Origin of the sequence: Microbacterium sp. RU33B (assembly GCF_900155915.1) — a bacterium.
GTDB lineage: Bacteria > Actinomycetota > Actinomycetes > Actinomycetales > Microbacteriaceae > Microbacterium.
Map to the genome: position 1 here is coordinate 588,074 of NZ_FTPO01000002.1, position 26,613 is coordinate 614,686.

A 26,613-nucleotide genomic window follows, 5' to 3' on the forward strand; every position below is an offset into this window, starting at 1 on the left:
AGTCTGCGCCATGCGATTGAGGAATGTCAATCGGTGCCGTAGCGTGGGGGTGTGACGGAGCAGAGGATCAGCGCCGACGCGCACGCCGACGACGCCGACGCGCAGGCGCGCGGACGTGCGCTGAGCTCCCCGCTGCGGCTGCGCGTCCTGCGGCTGTGCGCATTCGAGGCGCGCACCAACAAGGAGCTCGCCGATCTGCTGGAGGTCAACCCCGGCACGATGCTGCACCACGTGCGCACCCTCGTGCAGACCGGGTTCCTTGCGGCGGAGGGCGAACGGGCCGGCGCGCAGGGTGCCCGCGAAGTGCCGTACCGGGCGACCGGGCTGTCGTGGCGCACGCGGATCGCCGAGGGCAGTCCGGTGCTCGTGCAGACGTTCCTGCAGCAGATCGAGGGACTCGCCCCCGACGACCTCGACGTCTCCTGGCTGGGGCTGCGACTGAACCCCGACCACAAGGCCGAACTCGAGGAGCGCCTGCATGCCCTCCTCCAGGAGTTCAAGGAGCGCGGACCGGATGCCGACGGCCGGTCGTACTCGCTGTTCACCGCGCTGCATCCCGACCACAACCCGCCCACGCCGCACGCGGAGTGAGCAACGCGGTTCGAGTCGGAGGGGATGGTGTGGACGGAGGATGACTGCGGGGCATCCGCTCCTCCCCCCGCACCATCCCCTCCGTTTTGCGCAGGCGTGAAGGTCGCCTGAAGTTCACGCGGAGGCGGCCTCCGGCATCCGGAGCCCCGCGCCTAGCCTGAGCACATGACGATCGCGACGGCCGACCTGTACGACGAGCGCGGCGACGAGCTCGATTCGCTCGCGCTCCAGTTCCACGACCTCGGAGGGCGCGTCGCGTTCGACGGCCCCGTCCGCACCGTGCGCTGCCACCGCGACAACGCACTGGTCAAGGCCGTGCTCGCGACGCCGGGAGAGGGCGCCGTGCTCGTGATAGACGGGGGCGGATCGCTCGAATCCGCGGTCGTCGGCGACCTCATCGCCGCCTCCGCCGTCGCGCAGGGGTGGGCGGGGATCATCGTGCACGGAGCGATCCGCGACCGGGCCGAGATCGCGACACTCCCGATCGGAGTGAAGGCGCTCGGCTCGAATCCGCGCAAGAGCGCGAAGGACGGCGTCGGCGAGGTCGACGTCCCCGTCGTGATCGCAGGCGTGCGCTTCACCCCCGGTCGCCGCGTGTGGGCCGACGCCGACGGCGTGCTCGTCGAGCGCTGACCCCCTCGACATCGGCGGCCGGCGGGCGGATGCTGGCAGCACGCACCGATCCGGAGGTCTGCCCATGTTCCCCACCGACCGTGCCTTCAGCGGCTTCTCCGTCGACGACATCGACGCCGCCCGCACGTTCTACCGCGACACACTCGGACTCGACGTCCGCGACGACGAGATGGGGTTCCTCGCCCTCGGCCTCGCGTCGGGAGCGCGGATCCTGATCTACCCGAAGCCGAACCACGAGCCGGCGAGCTTCACGATCCTCAACTTCCCCGTGGACGACATCGACGTCGCCGTCGACGCCCTGAACGCGAAGGGCGTGCAGACGAAGATCTACGACGACGACGCGTTCCCGTCGGATGCCAAGGGGATCGTGCGCGGCAACGGAGGCCCGCCGATCGCGTGGTTCCGCGATCCGGCCGGCAACGTGCTGTCGGTGCTCGAAGACCGGTAGGGGATGCCGGATGCCCCGGCCCCTCGTGATCGAGGAACCGGGGCATCCGTCGGCAGACTCGGGAGCCGCCGTTGCTCAGCCGCGCAGGGCGTCCATGAGCTTGACACGCGCGCCCATCCGCAGGAGCGAGTTGTCGTAGATCTTCGCGCCGACGATGATCGCCGCGACGCACGTCACCATGAGGATCACGAGCGAGACCAGCGGCTCCCACCACTGCGCCTGGCCGAGGAACAGGCGCACCGGCATCCCGACGGGGGCCGAGAACGGCACGTACGACATGATCGTCAGCACCGTGGGGTTGTTCCACAGGAAGATCACCAGGAAGTACGGCGCCATGATCAGCAGGATCAGCGGCGTCGTGGTCGAGCCGATGTCCTCCTGACGCGACACCATCGCCGCGGCCGCCGCGAAGAGCGCGGCCAGCAGGATGAAGCCGAAGAAGAAGAACACGGCGAACCAGGCGATCGGAGCCCCGATGCCCTGCAGCAGCTCGGTCTGACCGGTGACCGTCAGTCCCACCACGACGATCGCCGCGAGGATCAGGATCTGCCCCATCGCCAGCACGGTGTTGCCGATCACCTTGCCCGCCAGCAGCGCACGGGTGGGGATCGCCGAGATGAGCAGCTCCACGACGCGCGTCTGCTTCTCCTCGACGACGCTCTGCGCGATCGTCGAGCCGAACAGCTGCGCGGCGAAGAAGAAGATGCCGCCGAACGCGATCGCCACGAAGTACCCGAGGATGTTCCAGCCGCCCTCGGGATCGAGCAGCTCGACCGTGGGCGCGGTCGACAGGCTCAGCAGGAGCGTCGAGGGCGCATCGGTCTCGGCGACCACCACGAAGCCCGTCGGGGAGGCGGGGTCGGCCAGGATCGCGGCATCCACGTCGCCCGAGGTGATGAGCGCCTCGGCCTCTGCGCGGTCGCCCACCTCGGTGATGTCGAGTCCGGACGTGTTCGGCAGCAGCTGCTGCGCCTCGGACGTGACGGCGACGGGGGTGCCGCTGCTCGCTCCGCCTGCGGCGAAGCCCGCCCAGATCACTCCGGCGAGAGCGACGACGAACATGATGGCGAACGAGATGATGAAGGCCTTGCTGCGCAGCTTCGAGCCGATCTCACGCTCGGCGACGAGCCAGGTGCTCTGCGCGAAGCTGGGCGGTGCGGGCGCGCGGCGGGTCGGGGTGGCGGTGCTCACTGGATGACCTCCTTGAAGATCTGGGCGAGGGTGGGATGCTGCGGGGCGAAGCTCGCGACGTCGCCCTGGGCGACGGCACGGCGGAGGATCTGCTGGGCGGTGTCGTCGGAGTCGACGTCGAACAGGGCGTAGCCGCCGTCGAAGTCGACGACCTCCACTCCGGCCTCATGGCGCAGCCATCCCGCATCCCCCGCGGAGACGAGCTCGTAGCGGCGCGTGGAGTGCTGGGCGCGCAGCTGGTCGCGCGCACCGGCGGCGCGGATCGTTCCGCCCGCGATGATGACGAGGTCGTCGCACAGCCGCTCGACGACGTCGAGCTGGTGCGAGGAGAACAGCACCGCCGTGCCCGCAGCGGCCCGCTCCTGCAGGACGCCCGCGACGACGTCGACGGCGAGGGGGTCGAGACCGGAGAAGGGCTCGTCGAGGATCAGCACCCGCGGCTCGTGCACGAGGGCCGCCGCGATCTGCGCGCGCTGCTGGTTGCCCAGCGACAGGGTCTCGATGTTGTCGCCGAGCCGCTCGCCGAGTCCGAGCTGCCCGAGCAGGGCTTCGGCGCGGGTCGTGGCATCCGCCTTCGAGAATCCGTGCAGACGGGCGAGGTACACGACCTGCTCGAGCACCTTCATCTTCGGGTAGAGGCCGCGCTCCTCGGGCATGTAGCCGAAGGAGCGGCGGTCGGATGCCGTCACCTCGGTGCCGTCGAGGGTGACCGAGCCGGCATCCTTCCCGAGGACGCCCAGCACGATGCGCATCGTCGTGGTCTTTCCCGCCCCGTTGCCGCCGACGAAGCCGGTCAGCCGTCCGGGTCGGACGTCGAACGCCACGTCGTCGAGCACGCGCCGCCCTCCGTAGCTCTTGGTGATGCCGGTCAGTGTCAGCATGCGATCCTCCTGAGGTCCATGACTCCACGCTAGGGACGGGACGGTGTCGCGGCCTCCCCCTGGGGGTGGGGATGTGGTCCCCCTCCCGCGGGGGAGGAGTGTCATCCGGCGTCATACATCCATGCGCGGGAATAGATTCCGGATGCCTCTCCTTGGACCGTGGTGGAACGTCCACGGTGGTCCCCGCCGGGGACCCTTTTCATTTCACGGAGGAGTCCCCCATGTCCGACCGCACCATCGGCTACATCGTCGGCAGCATCTCGTCGACGTCGATCAACCGCCGCCTCGCGAAGGCGCTCGCGCGACTCGCGCCCGAGGGCACGACTCTCGTCGAGATCCCGATCGCAGACCTCCCCTTCTACTCGCCCGACTTCGACGCCGACTACCCGCAGGTGGCGCGCGACTTCAAGCAGGCGATCGACGACGTCGACGGCGTCATCATCGTCACCCCCGAGTACAGCCGCTCGATCCCCGGCGTCCTCAAGAACGCGCTCGACTGGGCCGCACGTCCGTGGGGCCAGGGCTCGTTCAACGGCAAGCCCACCGCCGTGATCGGCACGTCGGGCGGTCCGATCGGAACGGCTGCGGCGCAGCAGCACCTCAAGGCGATCCTGAGCCACTACAACGCACCGACGCTGGGCCAGCCCGAGGCGTACGTGCAGTCGCTCCCCGGCCTGTTCACCGACGAGGGCGAAGTCACCAACGAGCAGACCGCCGAGTTCCTCGCGGGCTACCTCGAGGCCTTCGAGTCGCTCATCGACCGCTACGCCCCGGTGCCGGTCGGCGCCTGACCCTACCTGCGGGGACTCGAGGACGGGGGGTCTACGCCAGGCCGTGACGGTGGGCGTAGACCACCGCGGCCACCCGGTCGCGCGCGCCGAGCTTCTGCAGCAGGTTCGACACGTGCGTCTTCACCGTCGCCTCGCCGATGTACAGCTTCGCGGCGATCTCGGCGTTGCTCATCGCCTGCGCCACGAGCCGGAGCACTTCGTCCTCGCGCTCGGTGAGCTCGACCACGACCGGCTCGTGCGTCCCGAACGGCGGGTTCGAGGCATCCGGAGTCGCCGTCTGGGGCGAACGCGCGGCGCCGCCCGCCGCGAACCGCTCGATCACGCGACGCGTCACCTCGGGCGCCAGGAGGGCGTCGCCCACCGCCGCGACCCGGACGGCGGTGACGAGCTCCTCCGGGCCGGCGTTCTTCAGCAGGAACCCGCTCGCCCCTGCCTCCAGCGCCTCGAAGAGGTAGTCGTCGCGGTCGAACGTCGTCACGATCACGACGGCTGACTCGATGCCGGCGTCGGCGACGATCCGCCGCGTCGCCTCGATGCCGTCGGTCCCCGGCATCTGCACGTCCATGCAGATGACATCCGGACGCAGAGCGGATGCCGCGGCCACCGCCGCGGCGCCGTCGGCCGCTTCGCCCACCACGACGATGTCGTCCTGCGCTTCGAGGATCATGCGGAAGCCGGCGCGCATGACGGCGTGGTCGTCGGCCAGCAGCACGCGGATGGGCGTGCCCGTCACGCGAGCACCTCCGAGCGCACGGGTACGCGCAGGCGCACCAGGAAGCCGCCGCGCGGCCGGGGGCCGATCTCGATCGTCCCGCCCGAGGCCGCGGCGCGCTCGCGCATCCCGACGATGCCGAGCCCGGTGCGGGTGCCGGGGGAGGAGAGGCGTCCTGCACTCGCGATCTCCAGTTCGACCGAGTCGGCGGAGTAGCGCAGGCGCACGTCGGCCGAGGCATCCGGACCCCCGTGCCTGCGGGCGTTGGTGAGAGCCTCCTGGGCGACCCGGTAGAGATTGACCTGCACGACGTCGGGCAGCGGCACGGGCTCGCCGACGACGGCGAACGTCGTGGGCAGGCCGTTCTCGCGGGCATGCGCGACGAGCGCGGCGAGATCGTCGAGGCGCAGCGTCGACCCGTCGACGGCTTCGCCCCCGGGGGCGCGCAGCGTCTCGAGCAGCTGGCGGAGCTCGGCCAGCGCCGAGCGCGCCGACGCCTCGACGCCGATGAGCGCCGTGCGCGCGGCATCCGGATCGCGGTCCATGACGGCTCGCGCGGCCCCGGCCTGCACCCCCATCGCCGAGACGTGGTGGGCAACGACGTCGTGCAGCTCGCGCGCGATGCGCACGCGGTCGAGGGCGACGGCCTGCGCGGCCGTCACCTCCCGCTCGCTCTCGAGCTCGCGCGTGCGCTCCTCGAGGGATGCCCGCTCGCGCGCCGACAGGTAGGCGCGGTCGCCCATGAAGTACGCGCCGCCGAAGAAGGCGATGTTCACGAGCAGCTGCATGAGCATGAATGCGACGAAGGGTGAGAAGAGTCCCACCCGCGACAGCCCCTCATCGGTCGGCGCGGTCGCCGACTGGAACATCGTGACGAGGAGCCAGACGAACATGCCGACGATGATCACGACGCGCACGATGGTCGCGCGCCGGCGATCGTCGACCCACGCCCCGACCGTGTAGACGGCGATGAAGAGGGCGATGTTGCCGACGTAGACATCGGTGACGCGCAGCGAACCGCCCACGAAGAACGCGAGGGCGACGGTGAGGGCCACGATCTCCGGGTACTTCCGACGGAGGGCGAGGGGGGCGGCGACGGCCACCGCGTACAGGAGCGCCCATTCCAGCGAGAGCGTGTCGTCGCCGTAGAGGCCCGCGACCGAGCCGAGGGCGCTGCTGAGGACGGCCCCGACGAGCAGGGCGGCGGCGAGTGCGGCGTCGGCGCGGAGTCCGCTGCGCGTGACGGGCAGGCGCACGCGATCGGTGGGGGCGGTGTCGAGCATCACTCCACGCTACGGGGGAGGGCATGCCGAGGCATCCCCCGCACGGCGGAGTCGGGCGTGCGCGGGCTGCTTCTCTCTGCAGCGGACATCCTCGTTCCTCCGGAGCCGTCGGGCCGGGTGGATCCGGAGAACGGCGGATCTCCGGAGAACGGCGGAGGGCGGCGGATGCTCCGGAACACCGCGCGCACACGGGGCCCGAGCGCGTACCCCGGCGGAGTCCGCACCGCAACCCCGCCCGAGGTGTGCGCGGGCGCGCTTAGCGTGGGGACATGGCTGACCCCGAAGCGCAGGACGAGATCTCGACCCCCGAGTGGCACCGGGTGGTGGTGATCGGCGGTGGCAACGGGGGACTCGCCGTCGCCGGCCGGCTGAGGCGCTACGGCGTCGACGATGTCGTGGTCGTGGAGCCGCGCGACGTGCACGTCTACAAGCCGCTCCTCTCCCACGTCGCCGGGGGCACCGCGCCCGCCCACATCACGACGCGGCCGCAGGGCGACGTGACCCCGAAGGGCGTCGAGTGGATCCGCGACGCCGCGACCGCCGTCGACCCCGCGGCATCCGTCGTCGAACTCGCCGGCGGACGGCGGCTGTCGTACGGCCAGCTCGTCCTCTGCCCCGGCATGCACTTCGCGTGGAGCCGGGTGCCCGGACTCGCCGAGGCGGTGTCGGCGCGCCAGGCCGTGTCGAACTACGAGCTCGACCTCGCCGTCGACGCGTCTGCGGCTCTGCGCGACATCCGCGAGGGCACCGTGGTCTTCGTGCAGCCGGAGGGGCCGGGCTCGTGCCTCGGCGCGGGGCAGAAGCCGATGTACCAGGCCTGCGCGTACTGGCGTGCCATCGGCGTGCTCGATCGGCTGCGGGTCGTGCTGGTCGTGGCCGACGACGCGGTGTTCGGCATCCCCGAGATCGCCCGCGAGCTGGAGCGCAAGATCGACGAGTACGGCATCGAGCTGCGGACGGCGACGGAGCTGTCCGGTGTCGACGGCGCCGCGAAGACCATCGAGCTCGCGACGCGCGGCGGCGGGACGGAGCAGCTCGACTACGACGTGCTGTGCGTCGAGCCGCCGCAGGTCGCTCCGGCCTGGCTCGCCTCGTCGGGGCTCGCCGTCCCGGGCGACGAGAAGGGCTGGATCGAGGTCGACGCCGAGACGCTGCGCCACCCGCGGTTCCCGGATGTCTGGGCCACCGGCGATGCGGCGGGCCTTCCCAGCGACCGCTCGGGCGGAGCGCTGCGGAAGCAGACCGCCGCCCTGGCGAAGAACATCGTGGCGGCGCTCCGCGGAGAGCGTCCCCCCGCCCGGTACAACGGCTACACGGTGTGTCCGTTCACCGTGTCGCGCGGCACCGTCGTCCTGGCCGAATACGACCACCGCGGCCGCCTGAAGCCCACGATCCCGTTCTGGCCGGCCATGTACCGCGAGAACAGGGCGTCATGGATCGTCGACCGGCACGTCTTCCCGTGGCTCTACTGGCACTTCATCCTGCAGGGCCGGATCTGAGCCGCCGCGTTCAGAAGATCATGGGCCGATCGTCGTCGTCGTCGGGCCCGGTCAGGTCGAGGTCGACGACCACGGGAACGTGGTCGCTGGGGATCTCGCCCTTGCGCTCGTCGCGGTGGATCGCCGCGCCCGTGACGGACTCGGCGAGCGCGTGCGACCCGAGGATGAAGTCGATGCGCATGCCCTCGTTGCGGGGGAAGCGCAGGCGCTTGTAGTCCCAGTACGTGTAGCCCGACGGCACGAGCGGACGAACGACGTCGGTGAGCCCTGCCGATTCGAGTGCCGCGAAGGCCGCGCGCTCGGGGGCCGAGACGTGGGTCGAGAAGCCCGCGACCACCGTCGGATCGCCGTTGTCGGCATCCGTCGGCGCGATGTTGAAGTCGCCCACGAGCGCGAGCGCCAGGTCGGGGTTCTGCTCGAGCGAATCCGACGTGTACTGCGCGAGGGCCGACAGCCAGTCGAGCTTGTAGAAGTAGTGCGGATCCTCCAGGGAGCGGCCGTTGGGCACGTACAGGCTCCACACCTTGACCCCGCCGACGGTCGCGCCGATCGCGCGGGCCTCCTGCGGAGCATCCGGACCCTGGTGGTCCTTCGAGAAGCCCGGCATACCGGGGAACGCGAGCTCGACGTCGTCGATCGGCACCCGGCTCGCGATCGCGACGCCGTTCCACTGGCTGAGTCCGTGCGCGACGACCTCGTAGCCCGCCGCCTCGAACTCCGCGTACGGGAACTGCTCGGGCTTGCACTTGATCTCCTGCATCGCGAGCACGTCGACGTGCTCGCGCACCGCGAACTCGACCGTGCGGGCGACGCGAGCGCGGATGGAATTGACGTTCCAGGTGGCCAGACGCATGGTGTCCAGCCTACGGTCGACCGCCGACGCCGCGTCGCCGCTACAGCGCCTTGAGGATGTCCTCCACCCGCTCCTTCGCGTCGCCGAAGAGCATCTGCGCGTTGTCGCGGAAGAACAGCGGGTTCTGCACGCCGGCGTAGCCCGAGGCCATGGAGCGCTTGAACACGATGACGTTGCCCGCCTCCCACACCCGCAGCACCGGCATGCCGGCGATCGGCGAGCCCGGGTCTTCCGCGGCGGACGGGTTCACGGTGTCGTTCGCCCCGATCACGAGAACGACGTCGGTCTGCGACAGGTCGTCGTTGATCTCGTCCATCTCGAGGACGATGTCGTAGGGCACCTTGGCCTCGGCGAGCAGCACGTTCATGTGCCCCGGAAGGCGTCCGGCGACGGGGTGGATGCCGAACTTCACGTCGACGCCGCGCTCGCGGAGCCGCTGCACGAGGTTCGCGACGCCGTGCTGCGCCTGAGCGACGGCCATGCCGTAGCCGGGGGTGATGACGACGGTGGATGCTCCGGTGAGCATGTCGGCGACCGATTCGGCGTCGATCTCGCGGTGCTCGCCGTAGTCCGCGTCGTCGCCGCTCGGCGCCTCGATGCCGAACCCTCCCGCGATGACCGAGAGGAACGAGCGGTTCATCGCCTTGCACATGATGTAGCTCAGGTACGCACCCGACGAGCCCACGAGCGCGCCCGTGACGATCAGCAGGTCGTTGTTGAGCAGGAAGCCCGCTGCGGCGGCGGCCCATCCGGAGTAGCTGTTGAGCATCGAGACGACGACCGGCATGTCGCCGCCGCCGATCGAGGCCACGAGGTGCCAGCCGAGCGCGAGGGCGAGGAGGGTGACGGCGATCAGCAGCCACAGCTCGGGTGTGACGACGTACCAGACCGTCAAGGCGACGAACGCGACGAGGGCGCCGATGTTGAGGGCGTTCTTCCCCGGAAGCATGAGCGGCTTCGACGAGATGCGCGCCGAGAGCTTGAGGAACGCGACGATCGACCCGATGAAGGTCACTCCGCCGATGAAGACGCCGATGAACACCTCGGCGTGGTGGATGTCGGCGAGCGTCCCGGTGAGACCGGTGTCGTAGAGCGCGCCGTTCCAGCCGACGAGCACGGCCGCGAGGCCGACGAACGAGTGCAGGAGAGCGATGAGCTCCGGCATCCCGGTCATCTCCACGACGCGTGCGCGCCACAGGCCGATCGCGCCGCCGACGAGCACCGCGACCACGAGGAGAGTGAGGCCCACGAGCGCGGCCGGGTCGCCCCAGGCCTGGGCTGCGGTGAGCCACACCGTCGAGACGAGCGCGATCGCCATGCCGACGATGCCGTAGGCGACGCCGCGGCGGCTGGTCTCGTGCTTGCTGAGGCCGGCGAGGCTCAGGATGAACAGCAGCGCGGCGACGATGTACGCGGCGCCGGCGACGGAGGCGGCGAGGGTCACTGCGCGTCACCCTTCGAGAACATCGCGAGCATCCGCCGGGTGACGGCGAACCCTCCGAAGATGTTGATGCTGGCCAGCAGCACGGCCAGGGCGGCCAGCAGCTGCACGGCGAGGCTGGGGGCGGTGATCTGCACCATCGCGCCGACCACGATGATGCCCGAGATCGCGTTCGTGACGCTCATCAGCGGCGTGTGCAGGGCGTGCGCGACGTGGCCGATGACGTAGAACCCCACGACGACCGACAGTGTCAGCACGAGGAAGTGCTGCGGCAGCGGCGCGGGCGCGAACGCGCAGACGAGGAACAGGGCGGCGATGCCGGCGGCGATGAGTCCGCTCTTCGCGGCGGCCGACATCGGCTTCTTCGCGGTCTGCGAGGATGCTCCGACAGGCTCCGGGGTCGCGGGCTTCGCCGCCGACACCTGCGCCGGCGGGGGAGGCCACGTCACGGCGCCCGCGCGCACGACCGTGACCGATCGCTGCACGATGTCGTCGAAGTCGAGCGACAGCGCGCCGTCCTTGCCCGGGGTGAGCAGCTTCAGCAGGTTCAGCAGGTTCGTGCCGTACAGCTGCGACGCCTGCTGCGGCAGCCGACCCGCGAGATCGGTGTAGCCGAGGATCGTGACGCCGTTCGCCGTGACGACCCTCTCGCCGGCGACTGAGCCCGCCACGTTGCCGCCCTGGGCGGCCGCCATGTCGACGATGACCGAACCGGGCTTCATGGTCGCGACGTCCGCCTCGGTGATGAGGCGCGGCGCCGCACGGCCGGGGATGAGGGCGGTGGTGATGATGATGTCGACGTCGGCGGCCTGCTCGGAGTAGATCTCCGCAGCCCGACGGTCGTACGCCTCGCTCGTGGCCTTCGCGTATCCGTCGGTGGACTGCTCCACGACGACGTCGACGGGCAGGTACGTGCCGCCGATCGAAGCGACCTGATCGCCCACCTCCGGGCGCGGATCGGTCGCCCGCACGATCGCACCGAGGCTCGACGCCGCGCCGATCGCGGCGAGGCCCGCGACCCCCGCGCCGGCGACGAGCACCTTCGCGGGCGGCACCTTGCCGGCCGCGGTCACCTGACCGGTGAAGAACCGGCCGAACTCGTTAGCGGCCTCCACGACCGCGCGGTACCCGGCGATGTTTGCCATCGAGCTCAGCACGTCCATCGACTGGGCGCGCGAGATGCGCGGGACGGCATCCATCGCGATCGCCGTGATGCCGCGGGTCGCGAGCGCCTCGACCAGGTCGGGGCGCAGCGCCGGGCTCAGCAGGCCGATGAGCGTCGCACCATCGGCGAGCCGGTCGATCTCCCCCCGCGTGGGCGGCTCGACCTTCAGCACGATCGGCGACGACCACGCCGCGTCGCCGTCGACGATCGTCGCGCCCGCCGCAGCGAACGCCGCGTCGGGGAACGACGATGCGGCGCCCGCTTCCGTCTCGACGACCACCTCGTAGCCGAGGGCGATGATCTTGGGAACAGTGGTCGGTGTCGCCGCGACCCGGCTTTCGCCGGGGCGCTCGGCGACGATGCCGATCCGCGTCATGGGGAGCTCCTGTCAGGCGGGGAGCCGAGGTCGCTGTGCGGCCACGGCATCCGTCTTCCGACTGTAGAGCCGTCGCGCCCGACGGGCGCGATCCGAGCGCGTGAATAACATCGGATGCCCCTCCTAGACTCGTTCGCATGACCGCCGCCTCCACGCCCGAGCTCGAAGCCGACCGCCAGTACCTCATCGCCCTGATCGAGGACGAGGCGGTGTTCCACGGCGACTTCACCCTGTCCAGCGGCAAGAAGGCGACGTACTACGTCGACATGCGCAAGCTCACCCTCGACCATCGCGCCGCTCCGGCGATCGGGCGCATCATGCTCGACCTCATCCGCGACGTCGACGGAGTCGTGGCGGTGGGCGGGCTGACCCTGGGCGCCGACCCGATCGCCAACGCCGTCATGCACGAGTCGGCGCGCACGCCTCGACCGCTGGACGCGTTCGTCGTGCGCAAGGAGCCCAAGGACCACGGCCGCGGGCGTCAGGTGGAGGGGGCGGATGTCGCGGGCAAGCGCGTCGTCGTGCTCGAAGACACGTCGACCACGGGCCAGTCGGCGCTGAAGGCGGTCGAGGCGCTGCGCCGCGAGGGAGCCGAGCCTGTCGCGGTCGCGGTCATCGTCGACCGCAAGACCGGCGCGCAGGCGGCGATCGAAGAGGCCGGGCTGCGGTGGCTCGCCGCGATCGACCTCGACGACCTCGGGCTCGACGCGCAGTAGCGCTCAGCCGCGCAGGGCGGGCAGCTGCGAGGCGAGGGCGAGCAGCACGCCCGCTGTCACCAGCACGATGATCGCGATGCGCGTGCCCCCGCGACCGACGCCGTCGACCCCGGCGGTCTTGTTCCGCTGCCAGAGCACGGCGGCGCCGATCAGGCAGAGGAACGCCAGCAGGACGACCCCGAGCGACAGCGGTGCCATCACTGATCGTCCTTGTCGCGGCGCATGTACTGCACCACGAGCGCGATGATCGTGCCGAGGATCACGATGCCGGTGGCCGCGAACAGCAGATTCTGCTCGAAAGCGTTCATGGGGCGCTTCCCTTCCGCGGCCTCGGCCACGATCTCCGCACTGCGCGCCGCGCGGGTTTCGGGTCGCCGCGCGGGATCCGCCAGGGCGCGCTCGGGCGCGCTCGGGGGATGCGTCCCATGTTGTCCGTGCCGGGGGGTGCGCGTCTAGAGGCTCGGCGTGAACTTCTCCCGACGGCTCAGACGCCTTCGGGCATCTCCGACTCCCAGGGCTCGGCCGACACCAGGTCGGCGACCGATTCGAGCACCTCGTCGGGGCGGAACGGGTACCGCTCGATCTCGGCGCGGTCGCTGATGCCGGTGAGCACGAGCACGGAGTGCAGCCCCGCCTCGATGGCGGCCACGACGTCGGTGTCCATGCGGTCGCCGATCATCCCGGTGTTCTCGGAGTGGGCGCCGATCCGGTTCATCGCGGAGCGGAACATCATCGGGTTCGGCTTTCCGACGACGTAGGGCGCCTTGCCCGTCGCCGTCGTGATCAGTGCGGCGAACGAGCCCGTCGCGGGGACCACTCCGGAGGGGGTGGGGCCCGTGGCATCCGGGTTCGTGATGATGAACCGGGCGCCGGCGTTGATGAACCGGATGGCCTTCGTGATCGCCTCGAACGAGTACTGCCGGGTCTCGCCGACCACGACGTAGTCGGGCTGGGTCTCGGTCATGATGTAGCCCGCCTCGTGCAGCGCGGTCGTCAGACCGGCCTCGCCGATCACGAACGCGGTGCCACCGGGGAGCTGCGATTTGAGGAACTCCGCCGTCGCGAGGGCGGACGTCCAGATGCGCTCCTCCGGCACGTCCAGTCCCGACCGGCGCAGCCGCGCGCTCAGGTCGCGCGGCGTGAAGATCGGATTGTTCGTCAGCACGAGGAACGGGGTGGCCGAATCGCGCCACTGCGCCAGCAGTTCGGCGGCGCCCACCACGGGACGGTTCTCATGGACGAGCACGCCGTCCATGTCGGTCAGCCAGCATTCGACATCGGCGCGGGTCCGCATGCGGCCAGCCTAGCGACGCACCGGCGCGCGCGCCCGAACGGATAGGGTCGAGGCGTGGCGCGCGACGCATGGGATCCGCAGCAGCTGCCCGACCTCACGGGCCGTCGGTATCTCGTGACGGGTTCGAACGCCGGCCTGGGCTACTTCTCCTGCGAGCAGCTCGTGCGCGCCGGCGCCCGCGTCGTCATGACGGGGCGCAACCCCAACCGGCTCTCCGCAGCCCGAGCGGCACTGCACCGCCGTGTCGACGAAGCCGAAGGCCGTGTCGAGACCCTCATCCTCGATACGAGCAACCTCGGTTCGGTGCGCGCCGCCGCGGCGTCGGCGGCGACCTCCGGGCCCGTGCACGGCGTGCTCCTCAACGCCGGGATCACGCATCCGCCGAAGCAGCGCGAGACGACGCCCGACGGCATCGAGCTCGTCTTCGCCACGAACGCCCTCGGCCACTTCGGGCTCGCCGGCGAGCTGCTCCTCCCGCTCGCGAAGACGGGTGGGCGCCTGGTGTGGCTCGGCAGCCTGTCGACCACGATCTCGCCCTACGACCCGGTCGATCCGCAGCTCGTCGAGGGCTACACGGCCTGGCGCGCGTACGTGCAGTCCAAGGTCGCCACGACCTCCCTCGGCTTCGAGGCCGACCGGCGGCTGCGCGCCGCGGGGGTGTCGGTGAGCAGCCTGGTCGCCCACCCCGGCTATTCGATCGGCGGGCGCACGCCCGGCATCCAGGGCGTGAACCAGCCCTCGCGCCTCAAGCGGTTCGCCGACAACCTGCAGGGCCCCATGACGCAGTCCAAGGAGCACGGTGCGTGGCCGCTCGTGCGCGCCCTGATCGATCCGGATGCCGAGGGCGGCCAGTTCTACGGTCCGCAGCGCCTCACCCGGGGTGCGCCTCAGGTCGCCCGCCCGTCGAAGATCACACGCGACCCCGAGATCGCCGCCCGGCTATGGGAGTTCTGCGAGCGCACCGCCCGCGTGCAGTGGCCGTTCGAGAAGGCCGCGAAGGTCCGTCGGCGCTGACCGCCGCCCGGACGCCCGGCTGCCGCTACGCGGTGAGCCAGACCGCGTCGGCTGCCCCGGCGGGCAGCGCGAAGGGCTCGCCGTCGTCGATCGCGGCGGTGGCGGCATCCGTCACCCGCACGGTGCGCCCCACGTCGATGCCCGCGTCCACGAGCGCGCGCAGCAGGGTGGGGTCGCGGTCGCTCACGCGCAGCACGCGGCCGACGTGGCCGGGGGCGGCGTCGCCCAGCCGCACGAACGGCTCGCGGCGCACGACGCCCGAGGCATCCGGGATCGCATCGCCGTGCGGATCGAACCGCGGGCGACCGAGCCGCTCGTCGATGCCCTCCAGCAGCCGGTCGCTCAGGGCGTGCTCGAGGATCTCGGCCTCGTCGTGCACTTCATCCCAGCCGTACCCGAACTCGCGCACGAGCCACGTCTCGACCAGGCGGTGCCGCCGCACGATCGCCGCCGCGCGACGCTCGCCCTCGGCGGTCAGTCCGATCGGGCCGTAGGGCCGGTGGGTCACGAGTCCCTGCGCGGCGAGCTTCTGCACCATCTCCGTCACGCTCGACGGCGCGAGGCCGAGGACCAGCGCGAGCTGGGACGGCGTGATGCGATCGCTCTGCCACTCGGTGTGGTGGTAGATCGTCTTGAGGTAGTCGTCGATCGCGACGGACGTCGGCACCGCCCCAGGCTATCGGGCCGCGGTCACGCCCCCGTGAAGACGAGCCACAGGAGCACGCCGTTGAGGGCCACGAGGAAGACGGATGCCGCAATCCCCGCCGCCGTCGTGAGAGCGCGGTTGCGGAACGCGCCGAGCACATCGCGCTGCGCGGTGAGCGCCACGAGGGGGATGAGGGCGAACGGGATGCCGAACGACAGCACGACCTGGCTGAGCACGAGGGCGAGAGTGGGGTCGACCCCGACGCCGAGGATGACCAGCGCCGGCACGAGGGTCACGAGGCGGCGCGCGAGCAGCGGCACCCGAACGCGCAGGAGCCCGTGCATGATCTCGGCGCCCGCGTAGGCGCCGACGGACGTGCTGGCGAGGCCGCTGGCGAGGAGTCCTACCGCGAACAGCGTCGCGACCATCGGGCCGAGTCCCGCGTCCAGCGCCGCATAGGCGCCCTCGAGCGAATCGGTGCCGGGCACTCCGGCCAGGTTCGCTGCGGCCAGCAGCAGAATGCAGAGGTTCACGGTGCCGGCGATGAGCATCGCGATGCTCACGTCCCACTTGGTCGCACGGAGGAGGCGGGCGGTGGGGATGCCGCGCAGGGCATCGAGGTCGGGGCGCACCCCCTTCGTCTGGGGCAGGCCCGCGGGGGCGAAGCGGTCGCGGGCGAGAGCCGAGTGCGCGTAGATCGCATGCGGCATGATCGTGGCGCCCAGGATCGACGCCGCCAGGAGCACAGAGTCGGTGCCGTCGAACCGGGGGACGAGTCCTCCCACGACCCCCGCGGCATCCGGAGGCGCGAGGAAGACGCCGAACGTGAACCCGATCGCGATGATCGCGACGAGGCCGATCACGATGAACTCGAACGCACGCGGGCCCCGGCGGGACTGCACCATCAGCAGCACGATCGACACCGAGCCCGTGATGACGCCTCCCCACAGCAGCGGGATGCCGAAGAGCAGCCACAGCGCCACGGCGCCGCCGATGACCTCGGCGATGTCGGTCGCCATCGCCACGAGCTCGGCCTGCAGCCAGTAGGCCCGCCGGGCCCACGGACGGCGGATGCGGTGTCCGAGGGTCTCGGGGAGGCTCTGCCCCGTCACGATCCCGAGCTTGGCCGACAGGTACTGGATGAGCCACGCCATGACGTTGCCGATCACGACGACCCAGACGAGCAGGTAGCCGTAGCGGGCACCCGCGGTCATGTTGCTGGCGACGTTGCCGGGATCGAGGTACGCGACGCCCGCGACGAGGGCGGGGCCCAGGAGCCACGCGAGGCGCGTCGAGGTGGGCGGCCGCCGGTGTGCGCGGAGAGCGGCGTCCGCGGGTGGAGCATTTTTCGGCACACCGAAAAGGTATCCGAGATTTCGGTGAGCCGAAAGATGGCACCGTCGAGGATGTAGGAGGACACGCCGTGCCGGGCGTCGGAGCGGCCTCGGGCGGCAGATACTCCTACGGTTCTCGACGGGCGCGACGGGTGAGCGGGCGGGTGGGGTGACGGACGGGCCGGGGGCGACGGGACGTGCGCAGGCTCGACCGGGCTACTCTGAGCCGGTGACCGAGCCGGATGCCTCCGAAGCCCCGCGTGCCCCCGTGGGCGTCGGGCCGTGGCCGGGCGGGCCGGATGCCTGGCCCGACGACCCCCGATACGACCGCGAGCTGCTCGCGCACGGCGATGCGCGCAACGTCGTCGACGCCTATCGGTACTGGACGATGGAGGCGATCGTCGCCGATCTCGACGAGCACCGGCACGCGTTCCACGTGGCGATCGAGAACTGGCAGCACGACATGAACATCGGCTCGATCGTGCGCAGCGCCAACGCGTTCCTCGCGGCCGAGGTGCACATCATCGGCAGGCGCCGGTGGAATCGCCGCGGTGCGATGGTCACCGACCGGTACCAGCACGTGCGTCATCACGACGATGTCGCCGCCTTCGCCGCGTGGACGGATGCCGCAGGCCTTCCCGTGATCGCGGTGGACAACGTCGACGGCTCTGTGCCGGTCGACCGTGCGGAACTGCCCGAGCGGTGCGTGCTCCTTTTCGGCCAGGAAGGCCCCGGGCTCTCCGCCGACGCGCTCGCCGCGGCATCCGGCGTCGTCGAGATCACCCAGTACGGCTCCACCCGCTCGATCAACGCCTCGGCGGCGGCGGCGGTCGTGATGTACGAGTGGTGCCGCCGCTGGGCATGACTTTCGTCCGGCCGTGCCGCATGTGACGGAAGTGTTCTAGTGTGACCCAGGAGCACGTCGAACTTGTCGTGCAACGGGGGTTTGCACGGATGACCAGCATTCGACACCGACGTCGGCCCGTGGGGGGCCGCGTCCACATGACACGAGGCGGCGTGTGGTCACGCGCCATGGCAGCCGTGGCGGCATTCGTCGTCGCCGTCCTTGTCGGGAGCCTCGTGACGCCGGCGGCGTTCGCCGACCTCGGCGACGCCGAGCTGACGCTGGAGAAGTTCGTCGCCGGTCGTCCGGCCGACACCCCCGTCTACGAACCGGGTGACACGTTCTCCTACGAGATCCTCGTCTCGTGCATCACGCTCGAGGCGGGCTGCGTCAACGCCGCCGTGACCGACACCATCCCCGCACCCCTCGAGCTCGACACGTCGCAGGGGAGCCCGATCCGCTCGGTCACGGGCGTCGGCACCCGCTTCGTCCCCAGCTTCAGCGGCAGCACCGTCACGGTCGGATTCACACAGCCCCTCGACGGGGCCGACGTGGGCCTGATCGCCGGCACGTCCGACGTCACGATCGTCGTCGCGGTGCGCGTGCCGACGGGCCTGTCCGTGCAGCAGGGCGGGACGATCTCCAACACGGCCACGGCGACGGCCGTCGATGCCGTCCCCGTGCAGGCCACGGCGCCCGTCACGATCCAGGTCACGCAGACGCTCTCCGCGTCGGCGTCGAAGGCCGCGCAGTCCAACATGCCTCCGGGCGAGCCCATCCCGGCCGTTCCCGGCCGGGTCGTGGGCTGGACCCTCGGCGGCGCCAACACCTCCAACACGACGGTCGATTCGCTCACGATCCAGGACCCGGCCGACACCGCGGCATCCGATCCGTTCGAGTACCTCGCGCTCACCGGGATCACGAGTCTCGTGCCTCCGGCCGGCGCCGACTCCGTCGAAACGTTCTGGCGGGATGCCGCGGGCACGTGGACGAGCATCACCGGCACTCCCGGGCCGATTCCGGCCGTGCCCGACGACCTGCTCGCCGGGCTCGCGCTCGATGACGTGCACGGTCTGCGGTTCGTGTTCTCCAACTCCGCCGGCACGCTCGCCGCGCCACCCGCGGCGACTCCGGCATCCATCCAGCTCGCCACCGCGACGCGCCCGTCGGTCGTCGACCTCGCCGACGGCACGACGCTGACCGTGACCGACACCGCCCAGGCGCAGGTCGAGGTCGCGGGCGCGACGAGCGCACCCACCACCGCGCAGGCGTCCGTGCAGATCCGCCGGATCAAGCCCACGGTGGCCGTGACGAAGGTGTTCGACCGCACGACGGTGCTGTCGGGAGACACGCGGACGGCGACGATCGGCGCCTCCGTCGGCGGTGCCCCGGTCGCCCGCATGGTCATCGCGGAGCCGGGCGCCGGCGGATTGACGCTGTCGCAGCAGGGCCTCGACTTCGTCGGGTTCACGAACGCCGATCTGGAGTGGCCGGTCGGCGCGACGGGTGCCTCGATCGTCTACACGTACGCCGACGGCGTCGGCGCCGAGCAGACGGCGACCGGACGCGACACGCTGCCGGCACCCGAGGCCGGCCGAGTGGTCGACGGCTTCACCGTGAGCTTCACGGGACTCATGGGCTCGGCCCAGTTCGCATCGCTGCCGTTCGTCGTACGGGCGCAGCCCGTCGTCGGGGAGACCGACATCCGCTCGCTCAACAGCGCGTCCGCCGTCGTCTTCGACGAGCTCGGCCAGCAGAGCGATGTCGGATTCTCGGAGGCAGCGCTCACCCGCCAGCCGCTGCGGGTGCTCGCGTCGCTCGAGAAGCAGATCCTCCGCGACTGGATCTGGTCGTCGCCCGGTGCGTCGAGCCTCGTGCAGCTGCCGGCCGCCGTGTCGACGCAGGGCCCCGCGGGCTCGACCGTGGGCGCCGCCGTCCTGACGGTCAGCGACCCGGGAGACCCGCAGCCGGGTGATCCGCCCACGGCGTTCTGGGACAGCTTCGACCTGCAGCAGATCGTGAGCACGTCGGTGCCCGCCGGTTCCACGCTGACGATCACCTACTGGGACGGCTCCGCGTGGACGGCGCTCCCCGGCGGCGCGGGAGCCGGCATCGTGGGCCCGTCGACCAGCTTCACCTACACGCCCGACGGCGCGCTGCGGGAGCAGATCCAGGGGCTCCGCTACACCTTCACCCCGACCGAGCCGGGCGCCCTCCTGCCCCCGGGCTTCAACGTGCTGCCGTACTACCGTGTCGCACTCCGCGACGATCTCCGCAGCGATCCGGCGACGCCCGCGAGCGGCGCCGACGGTGTGCTGTCGAACGACGCCGCGGCGACCGTGACGAACCCGAATGCGTCGCCGACCAGCAGCACCGCGACCGCGTCGGACACGATCGAGCTCCGCGCCCCCGGAACCGGCCCCGGCGGCCTCGGCCAGCTCGTGGAGAAGGGCTGGCTCGTCGGCGGCGTGCCCTCGGACGACCTGGCGACGACCACGGCACAGACCGATCAGCAGAGCTCGCTGCGGCTCACGTGGGGCACGAACGACTACCCGCTGGACGCCGTCACGCTGTCCGACCCGGCGACCGATCCCGCCGACGTCGCCGGCTCGGTGTACGACGCGTTCGACCTCGTGCGCATCCAGCCCATCACGACGGCCACCGATCCGCTCATGACGTTCGACGCGGTGAACGCGGTGCTGCTGTACTCCTCTACGGCGGGCGGATGGGTCGACATCACCTCGACGGTGTGCGGGCCCACCGGCGCGCTCTGCGACGGGACGTTCCCCGGCTACACGCTCACCCCCTCGGAGCGCGAGTCGACGCTCGGCGTGCGGATCGGATTCATCGAGAGCCCGACCCGCGCGAGCCGCGCGACCTCGCCGAACGATCCGATCGTCGGCTCGGGCGTGGCGGCATCCGGCATCGTGCGCCCGATCGATCTGACCTACCAGCTGCGGCAGGACCGTCGGTCCGATCCGGCGCAGGCGGTGCTCGGAACGACCAGCGGCATCACGTACAACTCGGGAGAGGTCGGCGTCGTCCTCAACACCGTGCGGCTCGACGCGACCGATCCGGACGCCTCGTTCTCCTCGACCGACGGCGCGACGATCACGATCCTCGACACGCCCCTCAACGTGTCGCTCACGAAGTCGTTCGATCAGTCCGACCTGGGCATCCCGCCCGCCGACACGGATGCCGAGCTGTACCCGCTCGTCACGGGCACCCTGACGGCGACCAACACCACGGCCGCCAAGATCCGATCGCTGACCGTCGCCGATCCCTCGCCGGGTCAGGCCGACCCGACGATCTACGACGTGCTCGATCTGCACCAGATCGCCTCGATCAGCGTCCCGGCCGGTGCGACCGGCACCACCGTGACCCTCAGCAGGGGCGCGGCCACCACCGACTACACCCTGGCGCAGGCACTGGCGCTGACGCCCGCGCAGCTCGCCGACGTGACCGCCGTCAGCGTGACGCACACCGGGTTCATCGTGTCGCAGGCGACCACCACGATCGTCCTCGTCTACCAGGAGCGGCCGCTCACCCGGTCGACCGGCCAGGCGATCCCGCCGGCGTTCGAAGCGCTCAACATCGCGCGGGCGACGATCTCCTCGCCCGGCGGGACGAGCGCCAACGTCGTCGTCGCCGAGGCATCCGATGACCTCGTGTTCGTGCTCCCCACCTACACCGTGACGGCGTCGAAGACCTTCAACGCCGCCAGCCGCTTCGAGGATCAGTCCAACGCCTACGTCGTGACCCTGCGCAGCCGCCCCGAGGGGACCGCGCGCACCACCACCCTCACGATGGAGGACGCGACCCCGACCTTCTGGAACGCGTTCTCGTTCACGTCGTTCCCGCAGGCGACTCTGCCGGCGCCCGTGCGCCAGCTGCGCGTCGACGCCCTCGTGGGCGTCGACTACTCGCTCGTGGGCTCCGACCTCGTCGCGCTCTGCGCCGGCAGCACCGACCTCACGGCGTGCTGGCGGGAGGGCGTGTTCGTGCAGGCGAACCCGACAACCGGTGCGGTGACGCCCGTCCTGCCCGCCGGCGTCACCGCCGGACAGGTGCGCGGCCTGCGCTGGTCGTTCCGCACCGCCGACGGCGGCAACTGGGAGCGTCCGTACAACCCGGAGGTCGTCGTCGCCTTCAACACGACGCGCAACGCGCTGCTGCGCTACGGCGTGGGCGGCGCGACCGATCAGCCGGTGCCGTCGACGCAGCCGGGTCTGGTCGGGGCGCCGGGCGAGCCCGTGCAGGGCACCACGACCGACACGCTCGACGTGAACGGCATCGCCTCGTGGCGCAACGGAGCGGCGCTGTGGGAGGCGGATGCCTCGTCCACCGCCACCACGCGACTGCTGCACCGCGAGACCCGGCTCAGCATCATGAAGACGCCGACCGGTCCGGAGAGTCCGGAGAACGACATCCCGTTCACCATCACCGTGCGCAACACCGGCGCGCGCGCCATCACCGATCTGCGGCTCACCGACGTCTCATCGGTCGACGGCCAAGGCGCGCTGCTGCGCGAGGCGGAGCGGGATGTCGGAGACACGACGCCGATCTACACGTTCTCCCTCGTGGGCTCCAACAACGTCGCCAAGCCCGTCACCGGGTTCTCGGCGGGCTTCAGCACGACCACGGGCGAACTCTCCATCACGGTGCCGCCGGGCTTCGTCTTCGCCGTCGGCGACACGCTGACGATCACGGCCGCCCTGCAGTTCCGCATCGGCCTCGAGCCGGAGACCCCCGTCGTCAACACCGTGACCGCCCGCACCGAGCGCATCCTCGACTCCTGCGTCGGCGCCGTCAACGGCGTCGCGCTCCCCGCGCTGCCCGGCGTGCCCGCGTGCATCGCGACGACCCAGATCACGCCGACGCCGGCCGCACCGCTCCGCATGACGAAGTGGGTGAAGGGCGAAGGCGCCGGACTGCCGGGCGCCCAGCCGGGAGACCCGCACTACGACGATCTCGGCGTGCTCGCCTTCAACGTGCCGACCACGCAGTGCGAGGCCCCCAACGGCGTCGACGGCTACTGGCGTACGCCCTGCATCCCGATCACCCGCCCCGGAGGCTCGGAGCGGTGGAAGTTCGAGGTGACCAACCTCGGCAACATTCCCGCCACCGTCGTGGCGGGCATCGACGTGCTCCCCGCCTTCGGAGACACGGGCGTGATCATCAACTCCCCGCGCCAGTCCGCGTGGCCCGTGACCTTCACGGGGGGCGTGCAGTACCTGACGGACCTCGCCGCCGGCGAGTTCCGCAACGTCTACTACATGACCACGGTGCCGTCGACCGTCTGCAACGCGGCCGACATCCTGCGAGAGACCAGCGGAACGATCCTCCCGTCGAACCCGTGCTACACCGACGTCACGACCCGCAACTGGCAGCTGCTCACGCCCGGGATGACGCCGGCGCAGCTCGCGGAGGTCCGGGCGCTGAAGATCGTCGTCGACTTCGCGAACCGCGCTGCGCAGGGCCTGCCGCCCGGGCAGAGCGTCGGCGTCACGTACACGACGTCGACCGCGTGGCAGGCGACCGTCGCCGAGCGGCTCGACCGTGATTCGATCGCCTGGAACTCCGCCGCCGTAGGCGCGCGCGGCGTGCTCGACGACCTCGACTACGTCACGACGGTCGTGGAGCCCCGCAAGGTGGGCGTCGCGATGGCCACAGGCAAGATCGACCTCGCCAAGGATGTCGTCGTGCCCGACGGGTGGGATCCCGCCATAGTGATGCCCACGAACTACGACTTCGACGTCTCGTGCACGTCGGGGCCGGAGCAGGTGAGACTCGTCAACACGGCGGGCGCGTCGATGTCGCGGGTGCAGCTCGCCGCCGACGGCACCGTGCTCCACTACGCCGACGGCGCCGATCCGGTGACCTCTCCGTGGTCGAACGTGAACCTCCCGCTCTTCGCCCGCTGCTCGCTCGTGGAGGCGACTCCGACGCCCGGCGTCGAGGTCGGCTACAGCGATCAGCCGATCACCGCACTGCGCGATTGGGACACGCGGCCGAACGTCGTCGATCCGGCGTTCCCCGACCCGGTGCAGCTCGAGCAGATCACCGCCACGAACACCTACCGCCACGCGGGCTTCAGCGTGGAGAAGGCCGTCGACAACGGTCCCGCGGTCGATCAGGACGGCGTGCCGATCCAGTACATCGACGACTACGACTTCACCGCATCCTGCTTCTTCCTCGGCCAGGAGGTCCTGCCTGTCGGCGACCGTGCGTTCACGCTCGAGGACGGCGAGGTCGTGGAGTTCACCGGGCTTCCGGCCGGATCGGAGTGCACCGTCGTCGAGACGAACGCGAGCGGAGCTGCACAGACGTACACGCAGGTCTCGGTCTCCGGCGTCCCCGGGCAGAACGAGCCCGATCCCACGGCGACGTTCACGCTCGTGGCCGATCCGCCGGACAGCACCGATCCGCAGGTCGCCCTCACGATGACCAACGTGTACACGGCGGGCTCGGCATCCATCACCAAGGCCATCGCCGGCCCCGGCGGTGCCGACTGGGGCGGCACCGACTTCACCGTCGGCCTGCGCTGCACCCTCGCGTGGGGCGATCCGCAGCTCGTCTTCGACGACACCGTCACCCTCAGCCGCGCCGATCCGACGTGGAACGTCGCGAACCTCGCGCGCGGCGCCGTGTGCGCCGTCACCGAGACCCAGAACGGCGGGGCGACCTCCACGACGATCACGCCGACGACGTTCACCGTGACGGATGCCGCGCAGCCGACGGCCGTGACGGTGACGAACACCTTCGCCACCGGCTCTCTCCGCGTCACGAAGGCGCTCTCGGGTCTCCCCGCCGCGGCTCTGCCTCCGGCGACCCAGGGCTCCTACACGGTGTCGCTGGCGTGCACCCGGGTCGTGAACGGCGCTCCGGTCGCCGTGGCCATCCCCGGCGGCCCGACCCGCACGATCACCGGCGCGGGCACGGCGACCTACACCGGTCTGCCGACGGGGGCGACCTGCGCCGTGACCGAGGTCGACCAGGGATTCGCCTCCTCGCACACCGTGAGCCCGTCGAGCCTCACCATCGGCAACGGCACGACCGTGACGGCGACCGTCACGAACGTCTTCCCGAACGGCTCGCTCACCCTCACGAAGGTGGTCTCGGGCCCGGGCGCCTCGGACGCTCCGGCGAGCTTCCCCGCCGTCGTGTCGTGCACGTGGCGCGGGTCTCCCGTGACGCTGCCGCAGGCCGGCCAGGTGACGCTCCGCGCCGGCGCCCCCGTGACGCTGTCCGGCATCCCGGTGGACTCGGTGTGCCGCGTCGTGGAATCGGACTCCGGGCAGGACGAGACGATCTACACCCCCGCAACGGCTGTGATCGGTCCGTCGGATCAGCCCACGGCGACGATCCAGACCGAGAACGTGTTCCTGCGGGCGTCGCTGCGCATCGCGAAGAACGTCGACCCGAACGAAGGGGCGGTGCCGAGCACGTTCGGCATGTCGGTCACGTGCACGTTCCGTGGAGCCACCGTCCTCCCGCTCACCACGTTCGAGCTCGAGGGCGATCAGTCCCGGGTGTTCGCCGATCTGCCCAGCCGCTCGCGGTGCGTCGTCGTCGAGACCGACCCCCGGGGCGCGGCCGCCACGGTGAGCCAGGTGCAGGTCGAGGCGGCGACGGTGACTCCCGTCGTCGACCAGGCCACCCGCACGGTGATCATCCCCGAGCTGTCCCGCGATATCGTCGCGGGCTCCCCGCGCAACACCGTCACCTTCACGAACCTGTTCGACGTGTCGGGCATGGTCGTGGAGAAGGACTTCGCCGGCACGGCTGCCGCCCAGGTCGCCGACGGGCAGTCGTTCACGATCGCGGTGACGTGCGTCAACGACGGCGAGACCGTGCTGTCCGAGCTGGTCGCACTCGCCCCGGAGAACGGCTACACGGTCGCGTTCTTCCCGATCGCGGCGCAGTCGCGATGCGAGATCACGGAGGAGGACGCCGCATACGCCGACTCGGTCGTGATCACGCCGAACGAGGGCGATCCGACGACGGGCGTCATCATCATCCCCACGACCGGTGTCGGATCGGTCGCCGTGACGAACTGGTATCTCGGCGGCTCGCTCGAGGTCACGAAGGTGCTCACCGGCGCCGGCGCCGAGAAGTTCGGCACCGGTTCGTTCGAGATCTCGCTCGCGTGCACCCTGCGCGACGTGGAGCTCGACATCGCCGACGGCGCGACGCGCACGGTGAGCGCCGACGCGCCGACCGCGCTGTACACCGCGCTGCCGACGGGGGCGATCTGCCGCGTGGCGGAGACGGATGCCGGTGGCGCGACGAACAGCTGGCTCGCCGACGCGTCGGGAGAGCGTCTCGAGGTCGACGATGACGGCGGCTATACGTTCACCGTCACGACCGATCCGACCGACCTCGTCGACGTCGACCAGCCGCAGCCTCCGGTCTCGGCCGTGAACGAGTTCCTCTTCGCCTCGATCTCCGCGACGAAGCAGACCCGCAGCGCCGCCGGCGGCACGGCGATCGGAGCTCCGGAGACCTTCCCGATCTCGGTCGTGTGCACGCTCCTCGGCCTTCCCGTCACGGCGGCCGAGTCGTCGTCGCAGCGGGTCGCCGCGGGCGAGACGGTCGTGTGGACCGAGCTCCCGGTGGGAGCCGAGTGCGCCGTGACGGAGACGGATGCCGGGGGTGCCCTCTCGACGACGGTCGCCGTCGACGACGCGCCGGCCGCCCCGGGCCGGGCAGCGACCGTCGTGCTCGCCGAAGGCGACGACGAATCGCCGTCGGTGGTGTCGTTCGTGAACACGTTCGCCGACCCGATGCCCCCGACGGGCGGCTCGGTGCCGTGGGGCTCGGTCTGGCTCGCCGGAGGGATGCTGCTGCTCGGTCTCGTCCTCGTCGTCGCCCGCCGTCGCCGTCGGGTGTGATCCGACG

General features: G+C 71.0%; 20 protein-coding genes. 9 read left to right on the forward strand and 11 right to left on the reverse strand.

The genetic code is table 11. The features are described from left to right. Positions 1 to 51 precede the first annotated feature (51 nt). From B0B14_RS12425 to B0B14_RS12435, 3 genes are all read left to right on the forward strand, one after another. Positions 52 to 591, forward strand: coding sequence for a winged helix-turn-helix domain-containing protein (locus B0B14_RS12425; RefSeq protein WP_083710579.1), 540 nt, complete (start codon positions 52 to 54; stop codon positions 589 to 591). A 165-nt stretch (positions 592 to 756) separates the two neighbouring features. Then, the gene (gene rraA / locus B0B14_RS12430; protein WP_076682241.1) at positions 757 to 1,224 is read left to right on the forward strand and encodes a ribonuclease E activity regulator RraA; all 468 of its coding nucleotides are present in this window, start codon (positions 757 to 759) and stop codon (positions 1,222 to 1,224) included. Positions 1,225 to 1,288: 64 nt separating this feature from the next. After that, a complete protein-coding gene (locus tag B0B14_RS12435) occupies positions 1,289 to 1,672 on the forward strand; it encodes a VOC family protein (RefSeq protein ID WP_076682243.1) in 384 nt (127 codons plus the stop codon). A 75-nt stretch (positions 1,673 to 1,747) separates the two neighbouring features. Here the strand turns inward: B0B14_RS12435 and B0B14_RS12440 are convergent, their stop codons facing one another. Together B0B14_RS12440 and B0B14_RS12445 are read right to left on the reverse strand one after the other, a co-directional pair. Next, a complete protein-coding gene (locus tag B0B14_RS12440) occupies positions 1,748 to 2,863 on the reverse strand; it encodes an ABC transporter permease (RefSeq protein ID WP_076682245.1) in 1,116 nt (371 codons plus the stop codon). Continuing rightward, positions 2,860 to 3,744, reverse strand: coding sequence for an ABC transporter ATP-binding protein (locus B0B14_RS12445; RefSeq protein ID WP_076682247.1), 885 nt, complete (start codon positions 3,742 to 3,744; stop codon positions 2,860 to 2,862). The genes B0B14_RS12440 and B0B14_RS12445 overlap by 4 nt, the downstream gene beginning before the upstream one ends. Before the next feature lie 221 nt (positions 3,745 to 3,965). Between B0B14_RS12445 and B0B14_RS12450 the strand changes: the two genes are divergently transcribed. Then, on the forward strand, positions 3,966 to 4,535 hold the full coding sequence (locus tag B0B14_RS12450) for an NADPH-dependent FMN reductase (protein ID WP_076682249.1): 570 nt from the start codon (positions 3,966 to 3,968) through the stop codon (positions 4,533 to 4,535). A gap of 31 nt (positions 4,536 to 4,566) precedes the next feature. Here B0B14_RS12450 and B0B14_RS12455 read toward each other — a convergent pair whose 3' ends face one another. Both B0B14_RS12455 and B0B14_RS12460 read right to left on the reverse strand, forming a co-directional pair. Next, a complete protein-coding gene (locus B0B14_RS12455) occupies positions 4,567 to 5,220 on the reverse strand; it encodes a response regulator (protein ID WP_372236646.1) in 654 nt (217 codons plus the stop codon). Between the two features lie 44 nt (positions 5,221 to 5,264). Then, the gene (locus B0B14_RS12460; protein ID WP_076682253.1) at positions 5,265 to 6,530 is read right to left on the reverse strand and encodes a sensor histidine kinase; all 1,266 of its coding nucleotides are present in this window, start codon (positions 6,528 to 6,530) and stop codon (positions 5,265 to 5,267) included. Between the two features lie 269 nt (positions 6,531 to 6,799). Here B0B14_RS12460 and B0B14_RS12465 point away from each other — a divergent pair, with 269 nt between their 5' ends. Continuing rightward, positions 6,800 to 8,029, forward strand: coding sequence for an NAD(P)/FAD-dependent oxidoreductase (locus tag B0B14_RS12465; protein WP_076682254.1), 1,230 nt, complete (start codon positions 6,800 to 6,802; stop codon positions 8,027 to 8,029). A gap of 10 nt (positions 8,030 to 8,039) precedes the next feature. On the opposite strand, the gene B0B14_RS12470 is transcribed toward B0B14_RS12465, so the two are convergent. The 3 genes from B0B14_RS12470 to B0B14_RS12480 are packed head-to-tail and all read right to left on the reverse strand — an operon-like array spanning position 8,040 to position 11,864. Beyond that, a complete protein-coding gene (locus tag B0B14_RS12470; RefSeq protein ID WP_076682255.1) occupies positions 8,040 to 8,882 on the reverse strand; it encodes an exodeoxyribonuclease III in 843 nt (280 codons plus the stop codon). Between the two features lie 40 nt (positions 8,883 to 8,922). After that, positions 8,923 to 10,326 carry a Re/Si-specific NAD(P)(+) transhydrogenase subunit beta gene (pntB, locus tag B0B14_RS12475; protein ID WP_076682256.1) on the reverse strand — a complete coding sequence of 468 codons (1,404 nt, stop codon included), beginning with the start codon at positions 10,324 to 10,326 and terminating at the stop codon, positions 8,923 to 8,925. Next, positions 10,323 to 11,864, reverse strand: coding sequence for a Re/Si-specific NAD(P)(+) transhydrogenase subunit alpha (locus B0B14_RS12480; RefSeq protein WP_076682258.1), 1,542 nt, complete (start codon positions 11,862 to 11,864; stop codon positions 10,323 to 10,325). Before B0B14_RS12480 ends, pntB begins: the two co-directional genes overlap by 4 nt. Positions 11,865 to 12,001: 137 nt before the next feature. Between B0B14_RS12480 and pyrE the strand changes: the two genes are divergently transcribed. Then, positions 12,002 to 12,580, forward strand: coding sequence for an orotate phosphoribosyltransferase (gene pyrE / locus B0B14_RS12485; RefSeq protein ID WP_076682259.1), 579 nt, complete (start codon positions 12,002 to 12,004; stop codon positions 12,578 to 12,580). Positions 12,581 to 12,583: 3 nt separating this feature from the next. Here pyrE and B0B14_RS12490 read toward each other — a convergent pair whose 3' ends face one another. Both B0B14_RS12490 and B0B14_RS12495 read right to left on the reverse strand, forming a co-directional pair. Next, the gene (locus B0B14_RS12490; protein WP_076682261.1) at positions 12,584 to 12,778 is read right to left on the reverse strand and encodes a hypothetical protein; all 195 of its coding nucleotides are present in this window, start codon (positions 12,776 to 12,778) and stop codon (positions 12,584 to 12,586) included. Positions 12,779 to 13,064: 286 nt separating this feature from the next. After that, a complete protein-coding gene (locus B0B14_RS12495) occupies positions 13,065 to 13,874 on the reverse strand; it encodes an HAD-IIA family hydrolase (RefSeq protein ID WP_076682263.1) in 810 nt (269 codons plus the stop codon). 54 nt (positions 13,875 to 13,928) lie between these two features. Between B0B14_RS12495 and B0B14_RS12500 the strand changes: the two genes are divergently transcribed. Beyond that, a complete protein-coding gene (locus B0B14_RS12500) occupies positions 13,929 to 14,888 on the forward strand; it encodes an SDR family NAD(P)-dependent oxidoreductase (RefSeq protein ID WP_076682265.1) in 960 nt (319 codons plus the stop codon). A gap of 25 nt (positions 14,889 to 14,913) precedes the next feature. Here B0B14_RS12500 and B0B14_RS12505 read toward each other — a convergent pair whose 3' ends face one another. Further along, positions 14,914 to 15,555, reverse strand: coding sequence for a metal-dependent transcriptional regulator (locus B0B14_RS12505; protein ID WP_076682267.1), 642 nt, complete (start codon positions 15,553 to 15,555; stop codon positions 14,914 to 14,916). A gap of 23 nt (positions 15,556 to 15,578) precedes the next feature. After that, complete coding sequence (locus B0B14_RS12510; RefSeq protein WP_076682269.1) at positions 15,579 to 16,889, reverse strand: Nramp family divalent metal transporter; 1,311 nt, start codon at positions 16,887 to 16,889, stop codon at positions 15,579 to 15,581. A gap of 208 nt (positions 16,890 to 17,097) precedes the next feature. Between B0B14_RS12510 and B0B14_RS12515 the strand changes: the two genes are divergently transcribed. Further along, positions 17,098 to 17,733, forward strand: coding sequence for a TrmH family RNA methyltransferase (locus B0B14_RS12515; RefSeq protein WP_076682271.1), 636 nt, complete (start codon positions 17,098 to 17,100; stop codon positions 17,731 to 17,733). A 152-nt stretch (positions 17,734 to 17,885) separates the two neighbouring features. After that, entirely contained in the window at positions 17,886 to 26,606 is an 8,721-nt protein-coding gene (locus B0B14_RS12520) for a DUF5979 domain-containing protein (protein WP_143733717.1), read from the forward strand. Positions 26,607 to 26,613: the final 7 nt, after the last annotated feature.